Origin of the sequence: Algiphilus aromaticivorans DG1253, from assembly GCF_000733765.1 — a bacterium.
GTDB lineage: Bacteria > Pseudomonadota > Gammaproteobacteria > Nevskiales > Nevskiaceae > Algiphilus > Algiphilus aromaticivorans.
Genome location: NZ_JPOG01000001.1, coordinates 2181897 through 2205199, shown reverse-complemented (window position 1 = coordinate 2205199; position 23303 = coordinate 2181897). Strand labels below are relative to the sequence as shown.

The following is a 23303-nucleotide window of genomic DNA, read 5'->3' as shown; positions in this document are numbered from 1 at the left end:
TCTATTGCACGGCCTCGGCTTCGGCCGTGGCCTCCGGCGCCGCAGCGGCTGGTGCACGCCGCTCGGCGCGCAGGTCCAGCCACTGCTTGGCCGCGACCAGCAGGCCGAGGCCGATGAAGGCGCCCGGCGGCAGAACCAGCAGCAGCCAGCCCTCGAAGCCCGGAATCAGCCGCAGCTCCCAGCTTGCCGCAGCTGCGCCGAAGAGCAGCTCGGCGCCGGCCAGCAGCGTGCCCTGGCCGATGGCCTCTCGCAGCGCACCCAGGGCGATGAGCACCAGCCCGAAGCCGGCGCCCATCATCAGCCCGTCGAAGGCCGCGCGCGGGATCGCGTTCTTGGAGGCAAAGGCTTCGGCGCGGCCGAGGATCATGCAGTTGGTCGTGATCAGCGGGATGAAGATACCCAGCCGCAGATAGAGCTCGTGCAGCCAGGCATTCATGAACAGCTCCACGGCCGTGACCGCCGCGGCGATGATCATGACGAAGACCGGAATGCGGATCTCCTTGCGCGTATGCGCGCGGATGGCCGAGATCAGCACATTCGTGAACAGGATCACGAAGAGGGTGGCCAGCGCCATCCCGGTGGCGTTGATGACCGTCGACGAGGTTGCCAGCAGCGGGCACAGCCCGAGCAGCTGCACCATCGCCGGATTGTTCTTCCAGAGGCCCTCGTGGGCGATCTTCGCGTAGCTCATGTCGGATCCGTCTGCGGGGCATTGGCATTGCCACGGGTATCGTAGATGCGCTCGTGTCGCTCCTGAGCAAAGCTCAGCACGCGCGCGACCTGGCGAACCACCGATCGCGGCGTGATGGTGGCGCCGGAGAACTGATCGAAGGCGCCGCCGTCGCGCGCGACCTGCCAGTCCTCGGCAGGCGGGTCGCCCAGCGAGCGGCCGGAAAAGGTCTTGATCCAGTCGCTTTTGGCGGTATCGATCTTGTCGCCGAGGCCCGGCGTCTCGCGATGCGCGACCGCGCGCACGCCGGTGACGGTGCCGTTGCGGTGCACGCCGACAAGCAGGCGGATGTCGCCGCTATAGCCCTCCGGTGTCGTGACGTCGAAGACCGCCGCCACGGTTTCGCCGTCGCGACGGGCGCGATAGAGCGTCACGGGCTTGCGCGTGCCGAGAGCCTGCAGATGCTCGGGCGCTTCCAGCCGCTCGGCGCTGGCGCTCACGGCCTGTTCGAAATCGCCGGTCGGCAGCACTTCCTGCAGCTGTCGTTCCAGCGTGGCTCGGACGTTGGCTTCGATGCGCGGCTCGGTGACCGCGTGCGAACCGGCCAGAAGTGCAGCTCCCACCACTGCGAAGGCCGCCAGCAGCGCACCCGAAACGGCCATCTGCTTGAGCAGCGTCATGGTCCGCCCTCGGCGCCGCGCTGGCCGCCGTAGATGCGCGGCTGCGTGTACTGGTCGATGATGGGTACGCAGAGGTTAAGCAGCAGCACCGCGAAGGCGACGGCGTCCGGATAGTTGCCCCAAGTACGGATGATCACCGTCAGCGCACCGATGGCCAGCCCGTAGTAGAGCCGCCCCTTGTGCGTGGTTGCCGCCGAGACCGGGTCCGTGGCGATGAAGAAGGCGCCGAGCAGCGTCGCGCCGGCCAGCAGGTGGAAGGCGGGTGACGCGAAGCGGCCCGGGTCCAGCGCCCAGAAGGGCAGTGCGAAGAGTGCGGCGCCGGCAAGCACGCCGAGCACGATCTGCCAGGCGATGAGCTTCTGGTGCAGAAGCCACAACCCGCCCGCCAGCCAGGCCAGCGCGATCCAGGCGTGGCCGCGCGCGAAGAGATCGGCCACTGCGCCGGCGGCGAGTTCGCTGCGACTGAGGCCGTCGGCAAGGCCGCTGCGCAGCGCGTCCAGGGCGGTGGCGCTGCTGATGGCGTCCATGCGCGTCGCCCAGTCACTCGAGAAGGCAAGGGCCAGTTGCTGGAAGCTGTCGGCCGGTGCCTCCCAGGTCGGCGCCATCGCGGGCCACAGTGACAGCTGCAGCGGGCAGGACACGAGCAGCACGACGTAGCCCAGCATGGCGGGATTGAACGGATTGGCGCCCAGCCCGCCGTAGATCTGCTTGCCCAGCAGAATGGCGCAGGCGCCGCCCAGAACGGGAATCCACCACGGCGTCAGCGGCGGCAGCGCCAGCGCCAGCAGCACGCCGGTGACCAGCGCCGTGTTGTCCTTGAGCTGCGCGCGCAGCCGACGCCCACGCGCAGCGAGCCAGGCGGCTTCGGTGGCAAGGCAGGCGCCGGCGGCGAGCGCGATATTGAGCAGCACGCCGGGCCCGAAGAGCAGCACGTAGACGACGATGCCGGGCACTAGCGCAGCCAGAACGCGCGCCATGACGCCGCCGACGCTGCGGCGTACCGGCAGATGAGGCGAGGAGACCGCGCTCATGCTTCGCCGCCTTCGTCGTCGGCCTTGCGCGCGGCCTTCTTCGCCTTGGCGGCGGCGATGGCGCGCGCCACCGAATCGTCCTCGGCCGGCGTGTCGTCGCCGCCCTCGGGCGCCGGGGCCGGCGTCGCCTCGGCGGCTTGCTTCTGGGCCTTGCGCGCACGCGCCGCCGCTTTGGCCTTTTCGACGGGATCCTCGTTGCCGTCGCTCGCCGCCGGCGCCGCGTCGCTCGACGTGGCGCCCTCGGCTTGGGCTGCCTTGCGTGCGCGGGCGGCGGCCTTTGCCTTCTCCACCGGATCGCTGTCGGCGTTGCCGGCCGAGTCTTGCGCGGAAGCTTCGCGCGCTGCCTTTCGCGCGCGTGCCGCTGCCTTGGCTTTCTCGACGGGGTCCTCGCTGTCGCCGCCGGCCTCCGGCGCTGCTTCGCTCGACGTGGTGCCCTCGGATTGGGCTGCCTTGCGTGCGCGGGCGGCGGCCTTTGCCTTTTCCACCGGGTCGGTTGCCGCGTCGCCGGTCGAGTCTTCCGCGGCAGCTTTGCGTGCGGCCTTCCGCGCTCGCGCTGCTGCCTTGGCCTTCTCGACGGGGTCTTCTTCGCTGTCGCTGCTGGTCTCCGGCGCCGAGTCGCTCGACGTGGTGGCTTCAGCTTGCGCCGCCTTGCGTGCCTGGGCAGCGGCCTTGGCGCGTGCGACCGGATCGTTCTCGTCGGCTTCGGCGGGCTGTGCGTTGTCGCTGGACAGCGGCTCGGCTTCCGTCTCAGCCTTCTGCTGCTTGCGAGCCGCAGCTGCCGCCTTGGCACGGGCGACAGGGTCATCCGCTTGCGGCGCCGACTGCTCGCCTTCGTCCTTGGCCTTGCGGCGCTCGGCCGCGGCGGTCTTGGCGCGCGCTATGGGGTCGTCATCGGCGGCGCTGCCACCGCTCGCCTTCTTCTTGCGCGCGGCGCGGGCAGCTTCCTTCTCGGCAGCCTCGCGTTCCATGCGCCGCTGGCGCTCCTCGTGGCGCACGCGCGCGGCGTCGGCGGCCAGGCGCTCGCGCTCCTCGGCCCAGATCTCGGTCTTGGCGAAGCGGTAGTACTGCACCAGCGGGATGTGACTGGGACAGACGGCCGCGCAGGCGCCGCATTCGATGCAGTCGAAGAGGTTGTAGCGCTGCGCCTTGTCGAACTCGCGCGCCTTGGCGTGCCAGTAGAGCTGCTGCGGCAGCAGCTTGGCGGGGCAGACGTCGGCGCAGGCGCCGCAGCGGATGCAGGGCATGGCCGGCTCCGGCGGCCGCACATCCTCGGCGCGCATCGCAAGCAGGCAGTTGGAGGCCTTCACCAGCGGCACGCCGCCGTCGTCCGGGATGCGAATGCCCATCATCGGTCCGCCCATGACGAGCCGGCCGGGTGTTTCGGAGAAGCCGCCGAACTGTGCGGCGAGCCAGCCCAGCGGCGTGCCGATGCGCGCGCGCACATTGCGCGGCTGCGCCATGGCCAGGCCGGTGAGGCTGATGACGCGGTCGATCAGCGGCTCGCCGTGCACGACGGCGCGGTAGAAGGCGCGCGCCGTGCCGGGGTTCTGGCAGACGATGCCGATGTCCAGCGGCAGGCCCTGGCTGGGCACCTCGCGACCGGTGAGCGTCTGGATCAGCTGCTTCTCGCCACCCTGCGGGTAGCGCGTCGGCACCGTGACCACGGTGATGCGTGCATCCGAAGCGGCGGCCTCGGTCAATGCGGCGATCGCCCGCGGCTTGTTGTCCTCGATGCCGATCAGGCACTCCGGGGCGTCGAGGGCGCGCAGCATGATGCGGATGCCGGCGACGATCTGATCGGCGTCTTCGGCCATCAGCGCCTGATCGCAGGCGATGTAGGGCTCGCACTCGGCGCCGTTGATGATCAGCGCGTCCACCGGCTTGGCCGGGTTGAGCTTGACGAAAGCGGGGAAGGAGGCGCCGCCGAGACCAGCGATGCCGGCGGCGCGCGCTATGTCGCGCAACACATGCGGCTCGGCGGCTTCCGGATCGGCGATGGTCTCCCACTCGGGCTCCGCCGCGGCGTCTTCGCCATCGGTATCGATGACCACGCAACGCGCCGGGATGCCAGAAGGATGCGCGACCGGCCGCTCCTCGATGGCCGTGACGGTGCCGGAGCTCGCCGCGTGCACTGGCAACGAGATGTAGCCGTGTGCGCGGCCGATCACTTCGCCGCGCTTGACGTGCTGACCGACCTGCACGACCGGGTCGGCGGGTGTGCCGACGTGCTGCGCGAGCGGGATCACCAGCTCCGGCGGCACCGGCGCCGTGGCGATGGGCGCGCCGGCGACGAGATCCTTGTGGTATTCGAGATGCAGTCCGCCGGGGAAGTCGGACCGGTGGAGCAGCGTGGGACCGCTCATGCCGCGTCGCGCCGCTCGGCTGCGTCCGGCGCCGGCCAGGTCCAGGTCTGTTGCGTCGGCTGCACCGGCTCCATCGTGATGCAGTCCACAGGGCAGGGTGGGATACACAGCTCGCAACCCGTGCAGTGATCCTCGATGACGGTGTGCATCTGCTGCGCGGCGCCGACGATGGCGTCTACCGGGCAGGCCTGGATGCACTTGGTGCAGCCGATGCAGACCTCCTCGTCGATGAGCGCGACGGTGGGGGCTTCCTTGGCCGTGCCGTTCTCCGGGTTCAGCGGTTTCGGCTCCTTGCCCAGCAGCTCGGCCAGCTTGACGATGCCTTCCTCGCCGCCCGGTGGGCACTGGTTGATGTCCGCCTCCTCGGCGGCGATGGCCTTGGCGTAGGGCTTGCAGCCCGGGTAGCCGCACTGGCCGCACTGCGTCTGCGGCAGGATGGCGTCGATCTGCTCGACCAGCGGGTCGCCCTCGACCTTGAAGCGCAGCGAGGCGAAGCCCAGGCCGATGCCGAAGGCCGCGGCGAGGCCGCCGAGGGCCAGGATGGCTTCAAGCATGGCTTGGGCCTCCAAGAATGTGGCTTTCAGCACGATCCTCCGTAGTGCCGAGCAGCTCGAATGGCACCTCGTGCTCGCGGGTTCCGCGCCTCGGAACCACAGCGCTACCGCATGTTTCCGCACGACCGGCGCGGGTTCCTTTCTCTGCTTGTCCAGAGAAAGGAACCAAAGAGAGGACACCCCGAGGTGGCGCTCCGGCCCGCCTTTGGCGGACCGGAGTCCCGGCGGCTGGCGGCGTGCTCGGGGCCGCCGTGAAGGGACATCCTGTCCCGTCACGGCTGGATCGGCCGTCCGGGCCGATCCTCCCCTGCGCGCGCCACCAGCCGCCGCGCCACCAAGGGGAGCGCACAACGGCTCGTCGCTTCGCGACATCGCACGAAGACGCCCCGGCCCTTGGCAGCGATGCCGCGGAGCGGCGAGCCGTTTCAGAAACGTGCCCTTGGAGGGTGGCCGAGGCGGGCGTCGCGCGCAGGGGTCGCGAGGCATGGATGCCGAGCGAGCGCGACCAGGCCATGGATGGCCTGTTCGTGCGTGCCCCGAGCACGTCGCCCGGCTCGGGGACCTGCCGCGGCGCAGCCGCGGCAGGCCACCCGGCGGGCACCATGGTTTTGGTGACTTTTGCCGGAACAAAAGTCACCCGCGCCTCGCGGAGGCGCTTCAACGGCAGCGTGCCCGTTTCAGGCGCGGAACCCGTTAGCACGCCGCTTCCCAATGGGAAACGTACTGAGCGAGGACGCTCAGTTCTTTCGCGGCGCGAAACCCGAAGCGCGCCGGGTATCAGCGGGGTGCGAATAGCCATAACCATCACGCCAACCCCCCAAACCCCATAAAGGCCAAAGCCATCACCCCGGCCGTAATCAACCCCACCGGTGCCCCCTGAAAGGCCTCCGGAATATCGGCCACGGCCAGCCGCTCGCGAATGCCGGCGAAGAGCACCAGCACCAGCGAGAAGCCCAGCCCGGCACCCAGGCCGTAGATGGCGGACTCCAGCAGGTCGTGGGCTTCACGCAGATTGAGAAGGGCAACGCCGAGCACGGCGCAGTTCGTGGTGATCAGAGGCAGATAGATGCCCAGCACCTGGTAGAGCAGGGGGCTGGTTTTCTCGACCACCATCTCGACGAACTGCACCACCGCGGCGATGACAAGGATGAAGGCGATGGTGCGCAGGTATTCCAGCCCCAACGGCTCCAGAATCAGGCTCTGCACCAGGTAGGTCACCACAGCAGACAGTGTCAGCACGAAGGTCGTGGCCAGCGCCATGCCCAGGCTGGACTCGATCTTGCGCGAGACGCCCATGAAGGGGCACAGGCCGAGAAACTGCACGAGCACGAAGTTGTGCACGAGCACGGCGCCGATCAGCAGTAGCAGGTATTCGCTCAAGGCTCGAAGGGGCAGTGGATGGGCGCGGCGGGTAGCGCGCAGCCGGTAATGATCCCGTGCCGCGAGCGCCGCTGCAATGGCGGTTGAGGCCTTGCCATGAGCTTATGCCGCGGCATCGGCGCGCGGCGTCGTCCGGATGGCGCAGGCGCGCTCAGGCCAGGCGCATGCCCGGCTCGGCGCCGGAATCGGGTGACAGCAGGAAGGGCTTGCCGTCGCCGAAGCTGGCGGCGGTGACCATGCCTTCGGAGACGCCGAAGCGCATCTTGCGCGGCGCCAGGTTGGCGACGATGACCGTCAGCCGGCCTTCCAGGTCTTCCGGGGCGTAGGCGGCCTTGATGCCGGCGAGGATCTGGCGTTCGCCCAGCGCACCCACATCCAGCGTCAGCCGCAGCAGCTTGTCGGCGCCCTCGACGGGCTCGGCCCTGGTGATCTTCGCCACGCGCAGGTCGACCTTGGCGAAGTCCTTGATGTCGATGGTCTCGTCCTGCGGCTCGCCCTTCTGTGGCGCAGCTGCGGCGGGGGCGGGAGTGGCTTCGAGATCGGCGCGGGCGTCTTCGGTCATGGCGGTCATGGTCTTGGTATCGACCCGCGTCAGCAGTGGCTCGTAGGGCCGGATGGCGTGGTCGGTGAGGGTAGTGGCCAGCGCATCCCAGCGTGCGGCCTCGTCGTTGAGGAAGGCGAGGGCGCGCGCGCAGATGCCGGGGATGACGGGCGTCAGATACAGCGTCAGCAGCCGGAAGGCGTTGAGGAAGGTCGTGCAGCATTCGTGCAGCAGCTGTTCCTGACCTTCCTGCTTGGCGAGCTTCCAGGGCGCGATCTGCTGGATGGCTTCGTTGACCTCGTCGGCCAGAGTCATGATGCGGCGGATGCCGGCTGAAAAGTTGCGCGCCTCGAAGCTCGCGGCGATGGCATCAGCCTCAGAACGCAGGTGTTCCAGCAATGCCGGGTCGTGGCAGCGCGGCGCCAGCCGGCCATCGAAGCGTTTCTGGATGAAGCCGGCGCAGCGCGAGGCGATGTTGACGTACTTGCCGACGAGGTCGCTGTTGATGCGCGCGACGAAGTCCTCGGTGTTGAGGTCCAGGTCCTCGACGCCGTCGGAGAGCTTGGCGGCGAAGTAGTAGCGCAGCAGCTCGGGATCGACATGCTTGCGCCAGGTGGCCGCGCGGATGAAGGTGCCGCGCGACTTGCTCATCTTGGCGCCGTTGACGGTCAGATAACCGTTGACGTTGAGCGCCGTCGGTGTGCGAAGGCCGGTGCCTTCGAGCATGGCCGGCCAGAACAGGCCGTGGAAGTTGACGATGTCCTTGCCGATGAAATGCCACATTTCCACCGGCGAGTCCTTGGCGATGAAGCGCTCGAAGTCGTCACCATTGGTTTCGCAGAACGCTTTCAGGCTGGCGAAGTAGCCGATGGGCGCGTCCAGCCAGACGTAGAAGTACTTGCCGGGGGCATCCGGAATCTCGAAGCCGAAATAGGGCGCATCGCGGGAGATGTCCCAGGCCTTCAGGTCTTCGCCCATCCATTCGCCGAGCTTGGCGCGCACGGACGGCTGCAGCTGTGTGTCGGAGGCGTCCATCCAGGTCTGGATGGCCTGCTGCATCTTGGCCAGCTCGAAGAAGTAGTGCTCGGAGGGGCGCCACTCGGGTTTTGCGCCGGAGACCGCCGATACCGGGTTCTTCAGCTCCTCGGGGGTATAGGTGGCGCCGCAGGCCTCGCAGTTGTCGCCGTACTGATCGGCCGCTCCACAGCGCGGACACTCCCCGCGCACGTAGCGGTCCGGCAGGAACATGTTCTTGTCAGGGTCGAAAGCCTGCTCGATGGTCTGCGTGCGGATCAGCCCGGCGTCGCGCAGCGCAGCATAGATGCGCCCCGAAAGCTCGCGGTTCTCGGCCGAATGCGTCGAGTGGTAGTGGTCGAAGGCCACGCCGAAGGCTTCGAAGTCGGCCTCGTGCTCGGCCTGGATGCCGCGGATGAAGTCTTCCGGCGTTTGCCCGGTCTTTTCGGCGGCCAGCATGATGGGCGTGCCGTGGGCGTCGTCGGCGCAGACGTAGCGGACGTCGTGGCCCCGCATGCGCTGGAAGCGCACCCAGACGTCAGCCTGGATGTAGCCCACCAGATGCCCGACGTGGATCGGGCCGTTGGCATAGGGCAGGGCGTTGGTGACGAGAATCTCGCGTTGCGCGGACGCCATGGCTATCGATGCGGCGAGGGAAGAAAGGCCGCGCAGTATGCCACGCAGCCCCGCGACGGCCGCGTTCGCGGGCCGTTCAGCCAGCCTCGGGAAAATGCGCTCATCGCCGCAACCGCCGGGCCGGATTGCCCGGGAGACCGCATGTTCCGATGGCAGCTTGTGTTATTCGCCGTGATCGCGGGCCTGGGCAGCGGAAGCCTGCAGGCCGAGCCGAAGGCCGACAGCGCCACGCTTGGCCTGCGGGCACAGCAGCATCTCTTCGTCTATTACCCGGAGCGCGACATCTACTACGCGCCCGCGCACGACCGCTGGTTCTGGCGCGAGGAAGATGGATGGCGCGAAGCCGACAGCCTGCCGGTACGCCACGCCGATGCCCTGAATGACGGCGTGCAACTGCGTCTGGATACGCCGAATCCGCGCCTGCGCCACGAGGTCGTTCGACGGCATTACGCCGGCATGCGCTGAGTTTTACTCAATTCAGCCAGACGAAGGCCGCGTTGAGCACGGCGGCGAAGGCCACCCAGGCCAGATAGGGCGCCAGCAGCCAGGCGGCTAGGCGCTCAACGCGGCCGAAGGCGCGCATCGTCCAGACGATGGCGCCCGCCAGCAGGAAGATTTCGGCCAGCGCCAGGTCCGGTCGCTGCAGACCGAAGAACAGCGCCGACCAGCCGAAGTTCAGCAGCAGCTGCAGCCCGAAGACCGCCTGCGCCGCCGTCCAGCCGGCACGTCGCCACACGCGCCAGCCGGCCACCGCCATCAGCAGGAAGATCGCGGTCCACGCCGGCGCGAAGACGGTATCCGGCGGCGCGAAGGCCGGGCGCTGCAGCGTCTGATACCAGCCGGCCGCGGCCGGTGCGGTCACCAGGCTGCCCGCGGCCAGGAAGACGCCACAGACCAGCAGGAAGAGCAGGAACACCGCGAGGTCGGTGCGGCGAAGCGGCGGCGGGGCGGTTGCGGGTTGGGTCATGCGCTCAGCATGCCCGGCTTCGGTGGCAATCGCCCCGGCGGTATCCGTCGCGCACAGCTCGGTGGCGCTGCGGCACCCCTATAATCGCGGCATCTGCCGACGAGGGGGCACCGTGACCATAAAATCCGACCGCTGGATCGATCGCATGAGCCGCGAGCACGGCATGATCGAGCCCTACGAACCCGGCCAGGTGCGCGAGGAGAACGGCGGCAAGATCGTCTCCTACGGCACCTCCAGCTACGGCTACGACGTGCGCTGCGCCGAGCATTTCAAGATCTTCACCAATATCAACAGCAGCATCGTCGACCCCAAGTCCTTCGACGAGCGCAGCTTCGTGGATTTCCACGGCCCCTCCTGTGTCATCCCGCCAAATTCCTTCGCGCTGGCACATACCATCGAGTACTTCCGCATCCCGAGGAATGTGCTGACGATCTGTCTCGGCAAGTCGACTTACGCGCGCTGCGGAATCATCGTCAACGTAACGCCCCTTGAGCCGGAGTGGGAAGGCCACGTCACGCTGGAGTTCTCCAACACGACGCCGCTGCCCGCCAAGATCTACGCCAACGAAGGCGTGGCGCAGATGCTCTTCTTCGAGTCCGACGAGGAATGCGCGGTCTCCTACAAGGACCGAAAGGGCAAGTACATGGGCCAGCGTGGAGTGACCTTGCCCAGCGCCTGATGCGCCTTCGCTGATGCCCGCGGGCAAGCGCCGGCTTCGAGCGGCGTTTCGGTCGTCATAAGCCCGCAACATGCGCGCTCTAGCCTCCGAACGCTTCATGGGGGCTGCCGCGAGTTCCTGAACTCCCTCCTCGCCGGGGCAATCCCGCGGATGAGGCAGCGCCTGGTCATAACTCGCTTCCGGAGCTGCCATTCATGCTGTCGTCCCGTTCGGCTATTGCCACCCTCCCGCTCTTCCTGTTGCTGGCTGCCTGCGGCTCCGGCGAGGCACCTTCCGCCGACTCCTCAAAGGCGTCCGCGGAGTCCGACGATGTGCCCACGGTGGAGGAGCGCTACCTCACCGAGCGCGACGAGAACGACAACGTCGATTCGGTGGCGGTATGGCACGGCCCCGACGGGCAGAACTGGCTGCTGGCTACGGCCAAGGAGAGCGATCTGCTGCAGGTCTTCGACGCTGCTACCGGTGAGTTGATCCGCAAGGTCGGCAGCAGGGGCGACGATCTGAGCGAGTTCCGGCGGCCCAACGGCATCAGCATCATCGACGACCTGGCGCTGGTGGTCGAGCGCGACAATCATCGCGTACAGCTACTGCGCCTGCCCGACTTTACGCCGCTGGGCAGCTTCGGCGCCGAAGAGCTCGAGCTGCCTTATGGCCTCTGGGTGCAATCGATTGCCGATGGTGGCTATCGCATCTTCGTGACCGATGCCTACGAAACGGCCGACGAGGAGATTCCACCTGCCGCCGAGCTGGACCGGCGCGTGCAGCAGTTCCGCTTCCGCATCGAGAGCGATGCGGTCGAGGTCATGCATGAGCGCAGTTTTGGCGATACCGAGGGCGCTGGTGTGCTCTACAAGGTCGAATCCCTCTTCGGGGACGCCGAGCGCGGGCGCCTGCTGGTGGCCGACGAGTTCGAGCGCGAAGCCAACATCAAGGTCTACGACTTCGGCGGCCGCTTCACGGGCACGCTTGTCGGCGACGGCGTGTTCGAGTACGAGCCGGAAGGCATCGCCCTCTATGCCTGTGCGGACGGCGGCGGCTACTGGTTTACGACCGATCAGGACGAGCGCGTCAACCGCTTCCATGTCTTCGATCGGGATTCGCTGCAGCACGTCGGCAGCTTCCAGGGCAAGAAGACCTTGAACACCGACGGTATCTGGCTGAGCCGGCAGCCGATGGAAGGCTATCCGCAAGGGGTCTTCTTCGCTGTGCACGACGATGGCAATGCCGCGGCCTTCTCGCTGGCCGAGATTCTGGATGCGCTGTCGCTGACTGCCTGCGGCAACTGAGCCTTCGCGAACTGGCGGGGCCCGCGCGGCGCGTCCGAAATGGGCGCGCCGCTTTGCTATGGCACACGAATCCATGACGAGCTGCAAAGCGACTGTCATGCCAGTGCCATGGAGCCGACATGGCCGGCCGCTACGGTTCGCCCCGATTCAGGGGGCGCGCGCTGCGCACCCCGTCAACCGGATTATGAAAACAGGGGAAGGCAATGAAGGCGATCAGGCATGCCTGTCTGGCGGTTGCGCTGGGCGCATCGGCGGTCTGCAGTACCACCGTGGCGCTGGCGCAGGATGATGGCACGGCCGCCCTGCGCGGGCGCGTGGTCGATACCACCGGCGGTTTCCGCTTCGAGGGTGCGCGCGTGCGCATCGTCGGTACCGACTTAAGCACGGCCACGGATCGCAGCGGCAACTTCCGCTTCCGCGATCTCCCCGCCGGCGAGTACGAACTGGTGGTCGAGTATCTCGGCGCGCCCGCGCAGCGACAGGACGTCGAGCTGACCGCCGGCGAGACGCGCCGCGTCGATATCGTCATCGCGGGCAGCGATGTGGAGGAGGTGCGCGTCGTCGGCCAGGCGGCGGGTCAGGCTGCGGCGCTGACACGCGAGCGCAACGCCCTGAACAATCTCAATGTGCTTTCGGCCGATGCCATCGGCCAGTTCCCCGACAACAACGTCGCCGAGGCGCTGCAGCGCGTGCCCGGCATCTCGCTGGAGCGCGATCAGGGTGAGGGCCGCTTCGCCGTCATCCGCGGTGCCAATGCCGAGTTCAACACCACCACCGTCAATGGTCTGCGCATCCCGGGGCCGGAGGATGACTCGCGGGCGGTGAACCTGGACGTGGTGTCCTCCGATCTGGTCGAGAGCGTCGAGATCAGCAAGAGCCTGCTGCCCGATCAGGACGCGGATGCGGTCGGCGGCAATATCGAGATCAAGACCCTGACGGCCTTCGACCTCGGCAACTCGCTGACCGCCAGCGTCGAGGGCAGCTACAACGAGCCGCTGGAGGAAACCAGCCCGCGCATCTCGCTGACCGGCACGCGCCTGTTCAGCGTTGGCGAAGGGACGGACAACTTCGGCGTCTCGGCCTCCTTCAACTACTTCGACCGCAGCTTCGCGGTGGACAACGTCGAGGCCGGCACCTGGCCGGAGGTCACCGCTCCCGACGGCGCCGAAGTTCGCTCGCCGGAAGCCGCCGAGCAGCGCGACTACGAGCTGAGCCGCGAGCGTACCGGCGGCGTGCTCAACTTCGACTATCGCCCGACCGAGGATTCCGAGTACTTCCTGCGCACGCTCTACAGCCGCTTCGCCGACAACGAGATCGAGCTGGAGCACGAGTACCTCTTCGAGGATGGCGACCCCACCGAGATCAGTGGTGACCGCGGCCTCTTCGACAACGCGGCGGTGGAGCGTCGCGGAAAGGAGACCACGGCCACGCGCGATATCCTGGCCTTCGTCGCTGGTGGCGAGAATCTGCTCGGCGACTGGGAAGCCGACTACCAGGCCGGCTACGCCGAGGCGAGCACTTCGGAGCCCTTTTCGCTGGGTACCGCCCTCATCAGCGAAGGGTTGGACATCGGCTACGACCTCAGTGATCGTCAGGTGCCCAATCTCTTCGGCCAGGACGTCGCCGCGCTGGAAGACGTCAGCGGCTACGAGCTGGATCTCATCGAGCTGGAGAGCGATGAAACCGAGGAGACCGAGACCTCCTTCGAGCTGAATTTTGCGCGCGACCTGCGCTACGGCAATCGCCCGGGCCGGCTGCAGTTCGGTGGCAAGATCCGCCTGCGCGACAAGTTCAACGACGGCAACAACAGCAACTTCGAGGACTTCGGTGGCGATTTCACGCTGGCGGACTTCGTCGGCAGCTCGCCGCGCGACTATCCACTGGGTCGCTTCGGGCCGGCCGTGGATACCGACCGTCTGCGGCAGTTCTACTTCGACAACCGCGAGAACTTCACCCGCAACGAGGCGGACTTCCTGCTCGACAGCAAGGGCGAAGACTACGATCTCGAAGAGAACATCTACGCCGCCTATGCCATGTCCGAGATCGTCTTCGGGCGGCTGGAGCTTGTCGGCGGACTGCGCGTCGAGCAGACCGAAATCGATCAGAACGGCTTCCGCGCCATCGTTGACGAAGGCACCAACGACGGCATCCCGACCATCGAGCCCTTCAGCGGCAGTAACGACTACACCGACTTCTTCCCCAATCTGCAGGCGCTCTACAGCATTACGGAGAGCTGGCAGCTGCGCGCGGCGCTGACCCGCACCATCGCCCGCCCGAACTTCGAGGATGCCGGTGCTCGCCAGCTCATCGAGATTGAGGGTGGCGAGCGCGTTGCCGAAGTCGGCAATCCCGAGCTCGATCCGCTGTACTCCAACAACGTCGACCTCGAGCTGAGCTACTTCTCGCCGCAGGGCCTGACGGCGGCGTCGGTGGGCGTCTTCTACAAGGACATCGAGGACTTCTTCGTCAGCACCGATGTCGCCGGCCAGGCGCCCTTCGAGGACTTCGACGAAGTGGCCACCGTCACCAACGGCGAATCCGCGCGGCTCTACGGCGTCGAGCTCAGCTATGTGCAGGAGTTCGGCTTCCTGCCGTCACCCTGGGACGGCCTGCTGCTGCTGGCCAACTACACCTGGGTGGACTCCGAGGCCGAGGTGCCTTTCCGCGACAGCAAGATCCCGCTGCCGCGCCAGGCCGAGGACATCGCCAACCTCGCCGTCGGCTACGACAAGTACGGACTGTCGCTGCGGCTGGCCGCCAACCGCCGTGGCACCTACTTCGACGGCGTCGAGGAGGAGGACGACCCCAGTCAGGATCGCTATGTGGATGAGGAATTCCGCCTCGACTTCACTTCCGAGTACAGCTTCACGAGCAACTGGACCGCGATTCTCAACGTCCAGAACATCACCGATGAAGTCTTCTACGCCTACCTCGGCAACAGCGCCTTTGCCAACCAGTACGACGAGTTCGGCCGCACGGTCGAGTTCGGTGTTCGCTATCAGTTCTGAGCTTTCGATGCGTATGGATCACAGCACCCATCGCCGCCGCGTCCTGCAAGGGCTCGGCGGCACCGCCGTGGCGATGGCCTTCGGTGGCCTGACGCACCTGCATGCCAGCGAGAACGCTGCCTCGGTCGACTTCGGCGCGCTGCGCCCCGACCCCGGCGGCGTGCTCGATCTGCCGGAGGGCTTTTCCTACCGCATCATTGCCCGCACCGGCGAGCCCATGGCTGATGGCCTGATCCGCCCGGCGCGCCCGGACGGCATGGCTGCCTTTGCCGGCAGCGACGGCCGCGTGCGGTTGGTCTGCAACCACGAGAACAGCCCGGAGGACACCCATTTCGGAGCCTTCGGCGACGATCTGGCCGGCCTGTCCAAGATCGACCGCTCTCGCGTCTTCGATATCGGCGGTGATGCGCCGGGTGCGGGGCAGGGCGGTACCACCACCCTGGTGCTGGCCTCGGACGGCCACACGCCGGAGCGGCAGTTTCTCAGCCTCGCCGGCACCGAGCGCAACTGCGCCGGTGGCCCCACGCCCTGGGGAAGCTGGCTGTCCTGCGAAGAGACCACGGAACGTGCCGGCGGCGTGCGCGCAAAGGACCACGGCTGGGTTTTCGAAGTGCCCGCCGAGCACGACGGCCTCGTCGCGCCCAAGCCGCTGACCGCCCTCGGCCGCTTCAAGCACGAAGCTGCCGCCATCGGGGCCGATGACCGTGTCGTCTACCTCACCGAGGACCAGGACGACAGTCTGTTCTACCGCGTGCTGCTCAATGAGCCCGGCAAGCTCGCCGCCGGCGGGCAGTTGCAGGCGCTGGTCTTCGATGATGCGCCCGGCCTCGACACCCGCAATTGGGAATCCCGGAAGGTCGAGAGTGGCCGTCGGTATTCGGCGCGCTGGGTCGACCTCGACAACCCCGAAGCCCCCGACGACGACTTGCGCTACCGCGGTCATGAAGCCGGGGCGGCTGTCTTCGCGCGCGGCGAGGGCTGCTGGGCCGGAGACGGCAGCATCTACTTCGCCTGCACCTCGGGCGGCGCCAGTGAAATGGGGCAGGTATTTGCCTATCACGAGGACGACGAGACGGTGGAGCTGCTGGTCGAATCCGACGGCAAGGCCATGCGCAACTGCGACAACCTCACCGTCGCGCCCTGGGGTGACCTCATCGTCTGCGAGGACACCGACGACCACTGCCGCCTCATCGGCGTCACTCCCGAAGGCAGCCTCTACCCGCTGGCGCAGAACCTCTACAACCCTTCCGAGTTGGCAGGTGCCTGCTTCTCGCCGGATGGCAGCACCCTCTACGTCAACATCCAGAAGAGCGGTCTCACCCTGGCCATCACCGGTCCTTTCCCCGAATCGACCGCCGGATGAGCGCTAGAGGTTTTCGTCGCGACGAAGCCACTGTATAATCCGCGCCTCGCAGGCGGGCAGCCCCCGCCGACAAGCGAACCGCGGGCCCGTAGCTCAGTTGGATAGAGTGTCTGGCTACGAACCAGAAGGTCGGGAGTTCGAATCTTCCCGGGCCCGCCAAAAATAAAGGGAATCAACGACTTAGTGCGTTGGTTCCCTTTTTCTTTGGGTGATATTCGGACGTTGCCCGAATGAACGCCCAGCTTGCCCTCCAATCGAAGATGATTTTGTGGCACAAAGGGTCCCTGCGGCTCTGAAATCCGCCTGGTACGGATTTAGGCCAACGCTGGGACGGCTGCCTTCTGGCGCACTCGCGCAGTGATGCCGCGTTGAGGTTATGGCGCTGGGACAAGCTCGAGCAGATCAAGCTCAATCATCCACGAATTCGATGACTTCACCGGCGGGCTTGGGTTCTACCCAGCTTCTGCGGACGGTTTGGAAAGGTTTGAAAACTTCAGATCTTGAGCGGTGACGCGGCGCCGCATCCGTGGGTTGTGGAACCGCTCAATGTAGTCAAACAGATCGGCACGTGCTTCGTCTCTCGTGCGGTAGCGTCGGTGGTTGGCTCGGTCGCGCTTGAGCACGCCGAAGAAGCCTTCGGAGGATGTTGGGGCTGATGCCGATATCCAGGGCCACTTGCCGCGCGCTGGTATCTGACCGGCGGGCCGGCTCGACCGCCTCCCGCTTGTACTCCGGGCTGTAACGCTTGCGTTTCGACATGAACACTCCTTCGGCCCAGTGCGGGCCTTCTCGTCAGTGTCCGCATTAACTGAGTAGGACCCATCGGCGATGGGCCACGCATCGTGGATGCAGCGCGACTTACGGTAATCAGCCTCCGGTGGACTCGGGACGGTTCATAGCCAGCTGGCAGAGCACCGCCTATGCTGGCCGGCGATCGCGAGGTGGCCGCTTCCCGCCATGCATCGGCCCAATTCTTGCTTTACTTCTTGCCTCGCCCTAGGTGCAGCGACGCACCGGACGTGCGGCTATGGATGCCGAGGTGCCGGCCCTGAGGGTCCCCGGCGCTCTGATGTTGTTGCGTGGGTAATGGTGCCCCGCTCCACTGCAACTACAAAGGATGTTCCATGATCAAGGGCAGCATCGTCGACCTGATTACTCCCACCCATTCCGGTGGCGCTCCGAGCTACACCGATATGGAGAGACTGATCGAGTGGCACGTCGAGCAGGGCAGTTCCGCAATAGTCATCGGCAGTACCATGGATTCGTCGGCGGATCTGGACGGTGAGGAGTGCTACGAACTTTTTCGCCGCACGGTCTGGCAGGCCGACGGCCGCATTGCCGTTGTTGCCGACATCAGCGCGGATACGACCAAGGGGGCCCGGGCAAGTCTGCGTACCGCCTATGATGCGGTGGTTGATGCCGTGTTGCTCACGATACCCGTGGCGGGCTGCCCCGACCACGATGCGCTACTAAAGCATTTTCAGACGATTGCGCGAGCGGCCAAGATGCCGGTGTACCTGCGTGAACACCCCGAGCGGTCGGATCTGCTGCCCTACGCGGTGATCAAGCAATTGGCGCAGATCGACGGCATTAACGGATTGATCGAACGTGGCGTCAATTCGGAAGCCCCGCCTGCACTGCTTGGGCTGGATTGGCCCGATGGCTTCGGCTTGTACGCGGGCGCCTATAGAGGGGCCGCCAAACTCATGATGGAGGGCTTCCATGGGGTGGTCTCGGTGATGGCGAATGTCGCACCCGCCCAGGTCCAGGCGCTTTGCACCGCGGCGATGAACGGTGACCAGGATCAGGTCGATGCGCTGGAGGCCGTTCTGAAGCCACTGCACGAAGCACTGCAGGCCCATCCTTATGACATCACGGTGCAATGGGCCCTGATCGAGATGGGACTCATCGATGAGGGTTTGCGTCCGCCGGCGCTGCCGCAATCGGCGGATTACGCGACCCTGCGCCGCGCACTGCGCGGTGCGCATGTCTTGCTCTAGACGCACGGCATCGCCAGCCTACACGGTGGGTGATAAGGCTGGCCGCTCTAGAAGGAGGTCGTGGTCATCGTCGGTTCGGCAGCGAGGGAGAGTTCGGCTGTCAACTAGGAGGTTGGCGCCTTGTCATCCTTCTTCCCCCGAAGGGATGCCGATGTTGTCGTTACGACAGGATCACCAGGTGATTCGGCAGTTCGTTGCGCTCGTGGGTGGCGGGTACATGCTCTTTCAGGAGCTTGCCGCAGGCAGCGATGCAGTCAAGGAACCCTTGGCGGGTCTGGCCCTGGCGCACGCTGGCTGTGAAGTCCGCCACTATCGCTTCCCACACTGAGTTGTCCAGGACGTCGGCAATGCCCTGGTCCACCAGAATCTCCACATAGCGTTCCGCCTCGGAGACGAAGATCAGCATGCCGGTGGCGCCTTCGGTGTGGTGCAGATTCTGTTCCAGGAACTGGCGCCGCGCGAGATTTGAAGCCCGCCAGTGACGTACCTGCGTCGGAATCAGACGGGTCTGGATGCCGGGCACCCGGAACAGTAGGCTGAGCAGCATGAAAGTGCCCCACTGCACCAGCAACAGCGTATCGGCACCCAACCAGCTGCCGAAGTAGTTGGCTATCCCCGGCACGAGCAAGGCCAGGATGCCGGCCCAGAGCAAGGGGATATAGTTGTAGTTATCGGACTGCGCCGTCAGCACGGTCACCAGTTCGGCGTCAGTTTCGCGTTCCACCTGGTTGATGGCGGTGGTAACGGCTTCCTGATCGTCTTTGCTTAGTAAGGTCATGATTCTGTGCGTCTCATCTGGAGGTGGGGGCATTCAGCGCGGGAAGCCAACTCGGCCTTACCAGCCACCGGAGGCACCGCCGCCGCCGAAGCCGCCTCCGCCGCCGCCGAAGCCGCCTCCGCCGCCGCCGAAGCCACCTCCACCGAAGCCGCCACCACCGCGGCCGCCCATGGCGCCGCCGAGCAAGGCTGCACCTAGCAGGGCAGCGCCCCCGCGTCCACCACGGCCCCCGCGACTGCCGATGAAGAACACCACCGTCATCATGAGCAGGAACAACAGCGACACCAGGCCGGCGTTGGGCTTTTCCTTGGGGGCGCGGGACTGCCGGCCTTGGGAGGCCGCCATGGGTTCGCCGCCCAGGACCTGGATCATGGCGGCGACGCCGTTGACGATACCGGCCTGAAAATCCCCCTGGCGGAAAGCCGGGGTGATCACGCGGTTGATGATGACGGAGGATTCGGCGTCGGTGAGCCGGCCCTCAAGGCCATAGCCCACCTCTATGCGGACTTTTTGTTCGTCCTGGGCGACGATCAGCAGGGCGCCGTTATCTTCGCCCTTCTGGCCGATACCCCAGTGCCTTCCCAACTGATAGCCGTAATCTTCAATCGGAAGCCCCTGCAGTTCAGGCACCGTGACCACGACAACTTGTTCGGTGCTGGCCTGTTCGTGGGCCTGAAGCATCTGAGTCAGGCGTGTTTCCACTTCGGGGGAGAGGATTTCCGCCCGGTCGACCACCCGGCCAGTCAATTCGGGAAACTCAGGCGCTGACTGGGCCCAGACGGTGGCCGGGAGCGCCAGCAGCAACGCCACTAGAAGGCTTCTGGGGCGCAGGGCGGCCATCAGAATTCCACCGCAGGAGCGTCTTCCGGATCCTCCGTGGTGGCTTCGAAGTTGGCACGGGGCTCCAGATCGCTATACAGGAGGCTGTGCCAGATTTTCCCCGGGAAGGTGCGCAACTCGGTGTTGTAGCGCTGCACCGCCTGAATGAAATCCCGGCGGGCGACGGCAATACGGTTCTCCGTGCCTTCAAGCTGCGCCTGCAGGGCCAGGAAGTTCTGGTTCGACTTCAGGTCCGGATAGCGCTCGGACACCGCCATCAGGCGGCTCAGGGCACTGCTCAGCTCGCCCTGGGCCTGCTGGAATTGCTGCAGCTTCTCGGGACTGTTGAGAATGCTCTCGTCCACTTGAATCGACGTGGCCTTGGAGCGCGCCTCGATCACCGCGGTCAGGGTTTTCTGCTCCTGGGCCGCGAAACCCTTGACGGTTTCCACCAGGTTGGGAATCAGGTCGGCGCGGCGCTGGTACTGGTTTTCCACCTGGGACCAGGCGGCGGTGACTTTCTCATCGTAGGTGGGGATGTTGTTGATCCCACAGCCACTGAGAAGCACAACCAGCGTCATCAGCGACGTCAACTGCCAGAAAATCCGCTGTTGAAGCGGGTTGTGAAGGATTCCCATAGTGCTCTGTCCCGGAAGTAGCTGCATGAAGAAGGGGCGGCCCTAAGGCAAAGGCACCGGTCCCATTTTTACTGGGGACGGAACTGCGGTTTTCAAGGTGGTCAGCGTTCGTTCCGGGCAGGGTGCCGAACTCTTCAAGCGCTTGCCTGCACAGACTCAGGGCCAATAGCATCAGTGCCAGCAGGGTGCGTGCAACCGTGGCGGCAAGCGCACCCGACCGGCCGCTCCTGATCGATCCGCTCCCGGTAGCGATGCGCTGCGCGCCACGCATTGCTTCGCAAATCCCCGTGACATTCTCAACCAGTGAGCGTGCGCTAAGGCGCGATTTCGCCAGTGCAACGCGCACCCAGTTGCTTGCGCATGCAGCGGGCGCTGGCCGGGCAGATGCCGGCGAACTGAGGAAGGCGCCGGATGGGGTCGGGCACGGCCTCGCGTGCAATGTCCTGAAAATCGTGCCGCTTCATGTACGGGCCGGAGTCTTCCGTCAGCAGGTATAGCGCATCGAGATCCATCGCCCGTGCCTTTTCCTCGGCGGCGGCGATCAGTGCGGCACCGAGGCCGGCTCTGCGCTTGCCGGGCGCAACTGCCAGCGAGCGCAGCAGCGCCGATGTGCCGGCCGGCTGTAGCGCGATGACACCGTGGGCTTCGCTTCCCTGCATCGCGCCGAACCAGACGATGTGCGGGTCATCGGCGATGTCGGAGGTGGGGAGCCCCGAGCCGCCCAGCAAGGCGGCGACCCCATCGCTGAAGATGATTTCGCGGATATCTGATGCGACGGTCATTCAAGCCTCTGGTGCTGCGGAAGCGCGTCGGTGATGCTGTGCCACGGCGCCTTGCTGCCAACAAAGATGTGACGTTGTGGCGTGACGCCAGGGTCGTCGTCCAGCGTGCCTAGAGAGATGTTGAAGGTGTCCGCGTCGTGGTCGAATCGGGTGAGGATGGGCGAGCCGCAGGTGCCGCAGAAGCCCTTGTGTTCGCCGGGCGAGGACTCGTAATAGCGGATGGCCTCGGCGCCCTGGCTCAGGCCGAGGTCGGCGGCGCGCACCCGTGCGCGCGTCTTGAATGCCGCGCCGTGGTACTTGCGGCACATGCTGCAGTGGCAGTTCAGGACGTCGAAGAGCGGGCCGTCGATGCGAAAGCGCACCCGGCCGCAAAGGCAGCTGCCGCGAAGGCTCATGATGCGATGACCTCCTTTTCCGTCTCTGCGTTGTCTGCGGCCAGCGTGTGCGCCCACCGCGGCGGGCGCTTGGCCAGAAAGGCCGTCGTGCCCTCGCGGAAGTCCGCCTCGCTCGCCGCCAGCCCGAAGTGATCCGCGCCCAGTCGCAGCGCGGCGCCGAGCGGTAGCTCCACGCCGCGCCGCACGGCGTCGCGCGTCAGTCGCAGCGCGTGCGGCGCGCCGGCGTTGACGCGCGCCAGCAGGTGCTCGCATTCGACGCTCAGCATGTCCGCCGACACCACCCGATGAACCAGCCCTAGGGCCAGGCCCTTCTCGGCCGTGATGGTATCGCCGGTCAGCAGCAACTCGGTGGCTTGCGCGCGACCGATGAGCCGCGGCAGGCGGCTGGTGCCGCCGAAGCCGGCGACGGCACCGATGCGGACTTCCGGGTGGCCGAGGCGCGCACTCCTTACCGCGATGCGGAACGTGCAGGCTTCGGCGATTTCCAGGCCACCACCGAGGGCGTGGCCGTTGATGGCGGCGACGACGATCTTGTCCATCGCCTCGATCTTCTCCGTCAGGAAGATGGCCGCACGCGCGTAAGCCCGTACCTCGGCGGGCGAGGCCGTCGACAGGTAGGAAATATCCGCGCCCGCCGAGAAGGCCTCCTTGCCGGCGCCGGCGAGCACGACGGATCGCGCGTGTGGGTCCGCTGCGGCCTGATCGAGGCGAGCGTCGAGCTGGCTCAGGACCTCCGGCGACAGCGCGTTGCGGGCGCGCTCGTTGTGGACCGTGATCCAGGCGTTGCCATTGCGGGTGCTGTAATGCACTTCAGCTTGCGACATGGTTGGTCTCCGGTTGGCGCGGCGACGCCGCGCAGTGATGGGGGTTGGTCGCGTGCTGGTCGAGGAACTCCAGTACGCGCGCGATGACGCCCGCGTCGGCCAGCAGGCGCTGGTGTCCGAGCCCGCGCGTCTCGTGCAGCTGCGCGCGGCTCAGGCCGGCGCGCAGGCGCTGGGCGTGCTCGTAGGGAATACGCCGGTCGAAGCGGTCATGGACGAGCAGGACGGGGGTGTCGCCCATCGCAGGGGCCAGCTCGGCGGCCTCGATGGCGTCCAGCGGGTGGCCGACCTCGCGCTCGACGAGCGTGCGGAATCGCTCGCGGCCACGGCCCTGCAGCCCGACGAAGTCGAGAAAGCCGTCGACGACGTAGCGGAAGCTGGCCGGCGAGGCGATGAGCACCATGCGCGGCAGTCGCACGCCCGTCTTCGCGGCCAGCAGCGCGGCGCCGGCGCCCATCGAATGCCCGATGACAGCATAGGGCGCGTCCTCGGCGGCGACCGCGTCGCGCAACGCGTCACTGAAGCGCCCCGGGTGCGATACGCTGCCAGGGGCGTCGCCGTGCGCCGGCGGGTCCACGGCGATCACCGTGTAGCCGGCTTCCAGCAGGCGCGCGATCAGCGCCTCGAACTGCGTGTAGTGCCCTTCCCAGCCGTGTAGCAGCATGACGCTGCGCGGCCCGCTTTCCCAGCGACGGAGGTAGGCGCCGCCGGCGGTGCGCTCCCGGTCCGGGGCGGGCAGCTCACGTGCCGTGCTGCGCGTACGCCGGGGCCGGAAGAAGAGGCGTGCCAGACGCCGCGCAGTCAGGCTGGGGGCGATCTGCCCGCCGACCGCTATGCTCGCGCGCAGCAGCTGCAGCGTCCAGGGTGGGGAAGGGGGGCTGGTACTTGCTCGGGTCAT

22 protein-coding genes, 1 tRNA gene and 1 pseudogene are annotated in these 23303 nt (G+C 66.7%); 7 read left to right on the top strand and 17 right to left on the bottom strand.

Annotated features, from left to right (window positions below):
- Position 1 precedes the first annotated feature (1 nt).
- The 7 genes from U743_RS10300 to metG all read right to left on the bottom strand — a co-directional run bounded on the left by U743_RS10300 (position 2) and on the right by metG (position 8869).
- On the bottom strand, positions 2–691 hold the full coding sequence (locus U743_RS10300; protein WP_043767968.1) for an electron transport complex subunit E: 690 nt from the start codon (positions 689–691) through the stop codon (positions 2–4).
- Positions 688–1350, bottom strand: a complete 663-nt coding sequence (rsxG, locus tag U743_RS10295) for an electron transport complex subunit RsxG (protein WP_052367894.1) — start codon at positions 1348–1350, stop codon at positions 688–690. The genes U743_RS10300 and rsxG overlap by 4 nt, the downstream gene beginning before the upstream one ends.
- Entirely contained in the window at positions 1347–2381 is a 1035-nt protein-coding gene (locus U743_RS10290) for an RnfABCDGE type electron transport complex subunit D (protein ID WP_043767965.1), read from the bottom strand. The genes rsxG and U743_RS10290 overlap by 4 nt, the downstream gene beginning before the upstream one ends.
- Positions 2378–4744, bottom strand: a complete 2367-nt coding sequence (gene rsxC / locus U743_RS10285) for an electron transport complex subunit RsxC (RefSeq protein WP_052367892.1) — start codon at positions 4742–4744, stop codon at positions 2378–2380. The genes U743_RS10290 and rsxC overlap by 4 nt, the downstream gene beginning before the upstream one ends.
- Complete coding sequence (rsxB, locus tag U743_RS10280) at positions 4741–5298, bottom strand: electron transport complex subunit RsxB (RefSeq protein WP_043767960.1); 558 nt, start codon at positions 5296–5298, stop codon at positions 4741–4743. The genes rsxC and rsxB overlap by 4 nt, the downstream gene beginning before the upstream one ends.
- Positions 5299–6102: 804 nt before the next feature.
- The gene (rsxA, locus tag U743_RS10275) at positions 6103–6678 is read right to left on the bottom strand and encodes an electron transport complex subunit RsxA (RefSeq protein WP_043767957.1); all 576 of its coding nucleotides are present in this window, start codon (positions 6676–6678) and stop codon (positions 6103–6105) included.
- A 151-nt stretch (positions 6679–6829) separates the two neighbouring features.
- Complete coding sequence (metG, locus tag U743_RS10270) at positions 6830–8869, bottom strand: methionine--tRNA ligase (RefSeq protein WP_043767953.1); 2040 nt, start codon at positions 8867–8869, stop codon at positions 6830–6832.
- Positions 8870–9010: 141 nt separating this feature from the next.
- On the opposite strand from metG, the gene U743_RS10265 reads away from it, so the two are divergent.
- Positions 9011–9334, top strand: a complete 324-nt coding sequence (locus U743_RS10265) for a hypothetical protein (RefSeq protein WP_043767949.1) — start codon at positions 9011–9013, stop codon at positions 9332–9334.
- Between the two features lie 7 nt (positions 9335–9341).
- On the opposite strand, the gene U743_RS10260 is transcribed toward U743_RS10265, so the two are convergent.
- A complete protein-coding gene (locus U743_RS10260) occupies positions 9342–9836 on the bottom strand; it encodes a TspO/MBR family protein (RefSeq protein ID WP_043767946.1) in 495 nt (164 codons plus the stop codon).
- Between the two features lie 112 nt (positions 9837–9948).
- Between U743_RS10260 and dcd the strand changes: the two genes are divergently transcribed.
- The 5 genes from dcd (at position 9949) to U743_RS10235 (ending at position 16331) form a co-directional block, all read left to right on the top strand.
- A complete protein-coding gene (gene dcd, locus U743_RS10255; RefSeq protein ID WP_043771872.1) occupies positions 9949–10515 on the top strand; it encodes a dCTP deaminase in 567 nt (188 codons plus the stop codon).
- A 194-nt stretch (positions 10516–10709) separates the two neighbouring features.
- Complete coding sequence (locus U743_RS10250; RefSeq protein ID WP_043767943.1) at positions 10710–11801, top strand: NHL repeat-containing protein; 1092 nt, start codon at positions 10710–10712, stop codon at positions 11799–11801.
- A gap of 203 nt (positions 11802–12004) precedes the next feature.
- On the top strand, positions 12005–14809 hold the full coding sequence (locus U743_RS10245; protein ID WP_043767939.1) for a TonB-dependent receptor: 2805 nt from the start codon (positions 12005–12007) through the stop codon (positions 14807–14809).
- A gap of 7 nt (positions 14810–14816) precedes the next feature.
- Positions 14817–16172, top strand: a complete 1356-nt coding sequence (locus U743_RS10240; protein WP_043767936.1) for an alkaline phosphatase PhoX — start codon at positions 14817–14819, stop codon at positions 16170–16172.
- Positions 16173–16254: 82 nt separating this feature from the next.
- Positions 16255–16331 (top strand) — tRNA-Arg (locus tag U743_RS10235).
- Between the two features lie 293 nt (positions 16332–16624).
- On the opposite strand, the pseudogene U743_RS18770 reads toward U743_RS10235, so the two are convergent.
- Positions 16625–16810: pseudogene (locus tag U743_RS18770) on the bottom strand (IS3 family transposase); the annotation flags it as partial.
- On the bottom strand, positions 16725–16931 hold the full coding sequence (locus tag U743_RS19780) for a transposase (RefSeq protein ID WP_156966406.1): 207 nt from the start codon (positions 16929–16931) through the stop codon (positions 16725–16727). The pseudogene U743_RS18770 and the gene U743_RS19780, both read right to left, overlap by 86 nt.
- A 365-nt stretch (positions 16932–17296) precedes the next feature.
- Between U743_RS19780 and U743_RS10230 the strand changes: the two genes are divergently transcribed.
- A complete protein-coding gene (locus U743_RS10230) occupies positions 17297–18172 on the top strand; it encodes a dihydrodipicolinate synthase family protein (RefSeq protein WP_052367888.1) in 876 nt (291 codons plus the stop codon).
- A gap of 160 nt (positions 18173–18332) precedes the next feature.
- On the opposite strand, the gene U743_RS10225 is transcribed toward U743_RS10230, so the two are convergent.
- The 7 genes from U743_RS10225 to U743_RS10195 all read right to left on the bottom strand — a co-directional run bounded on the left by U743_RS10225 (position 18333) and on the right by U743_RS10195 (position 23303).
- On the bottom strand, positions 18333–18950 hold the full coding sequence (locus U743_RS10225; RefSeq protein WP_043767933.1) for a TPM domain-containing protein: 618 nt from the start codon (positions 18948–18950) through the stop codon (positions 18333–18335).
- 57 nt (positions 18951–19007) lie between these two features.
- On the bottom strand, positions 19008–19790 hold the full coding sequence (locus U743_RS10220; RefSeq protein WP_043767930.1) for a TPM domain-containing protein: 783 nt from the start codon (positions 19788–19790) through the stop codon (positions 19008–19010).
- On the bottom strand, positions 19790–20350 hold the full coding sequence (locus U743_RS10215; RefSeq protein ID WP_408607399.1) for a LemA family protein: 561 nt from the start codon (positions 20348–20350) through the stop codon (positions 19790–19792). Before U743_RS10215 ends, U743_RS10220 begins: the two co-directional genes overlap by 1 nt.
- 371 nt (positions 20351–20721) lie before the next feature.
- The gene (locus tag U743_RS10210) at positions 20722–21189 is read right to left on the bottom strand and encodes a GNAT family N-acetyltransferase (protein ID WP_052367884.1); all 468 of its coding nucleotides are present in this window, start codon (positions 21187–21189) and stop codon (positions 20722–20724) included.
- On the bottom strand, positions 21186–21584 hold the full coding sequence (locus U743_RS10205) for a GFA family protein (RefSeq protein WP_043767928.1): 399 nt from the start codon (positions 21582–21584) through the stop codon (positions 21186–21188). Before U743_RS10205 ends, U743_RS10210 begins: the two co-directional genes overlap by 4 nt.
- Positions 21581–22408, bottom strand: coding sequence for an enoyl-CoA hydratase/isomerase family protein (locus tag U743_RS10200; RefSeq protein WP_052367881.1), 828 nt, complete (start codon positions 22406–22408; stop codon positions 21581–21583). Before U743_RS10200 ends, U743_RS10205 begins: the two co-directional genes overlap by 4 nt.
- Positions 22395–23303, bottom strand: a complete 909-nt coding sequence (locus tag U743_RS10195) for an alpha/beta hydrolase (RefSeq protein ID WP_052367878.1) — start codon at positions 23301–23303, stop codon at positions 22395–22397. The genes U743_RS10200 and U743_RS10195 overlap by 14 nt, the downstream gene beginning before the upstream one ends.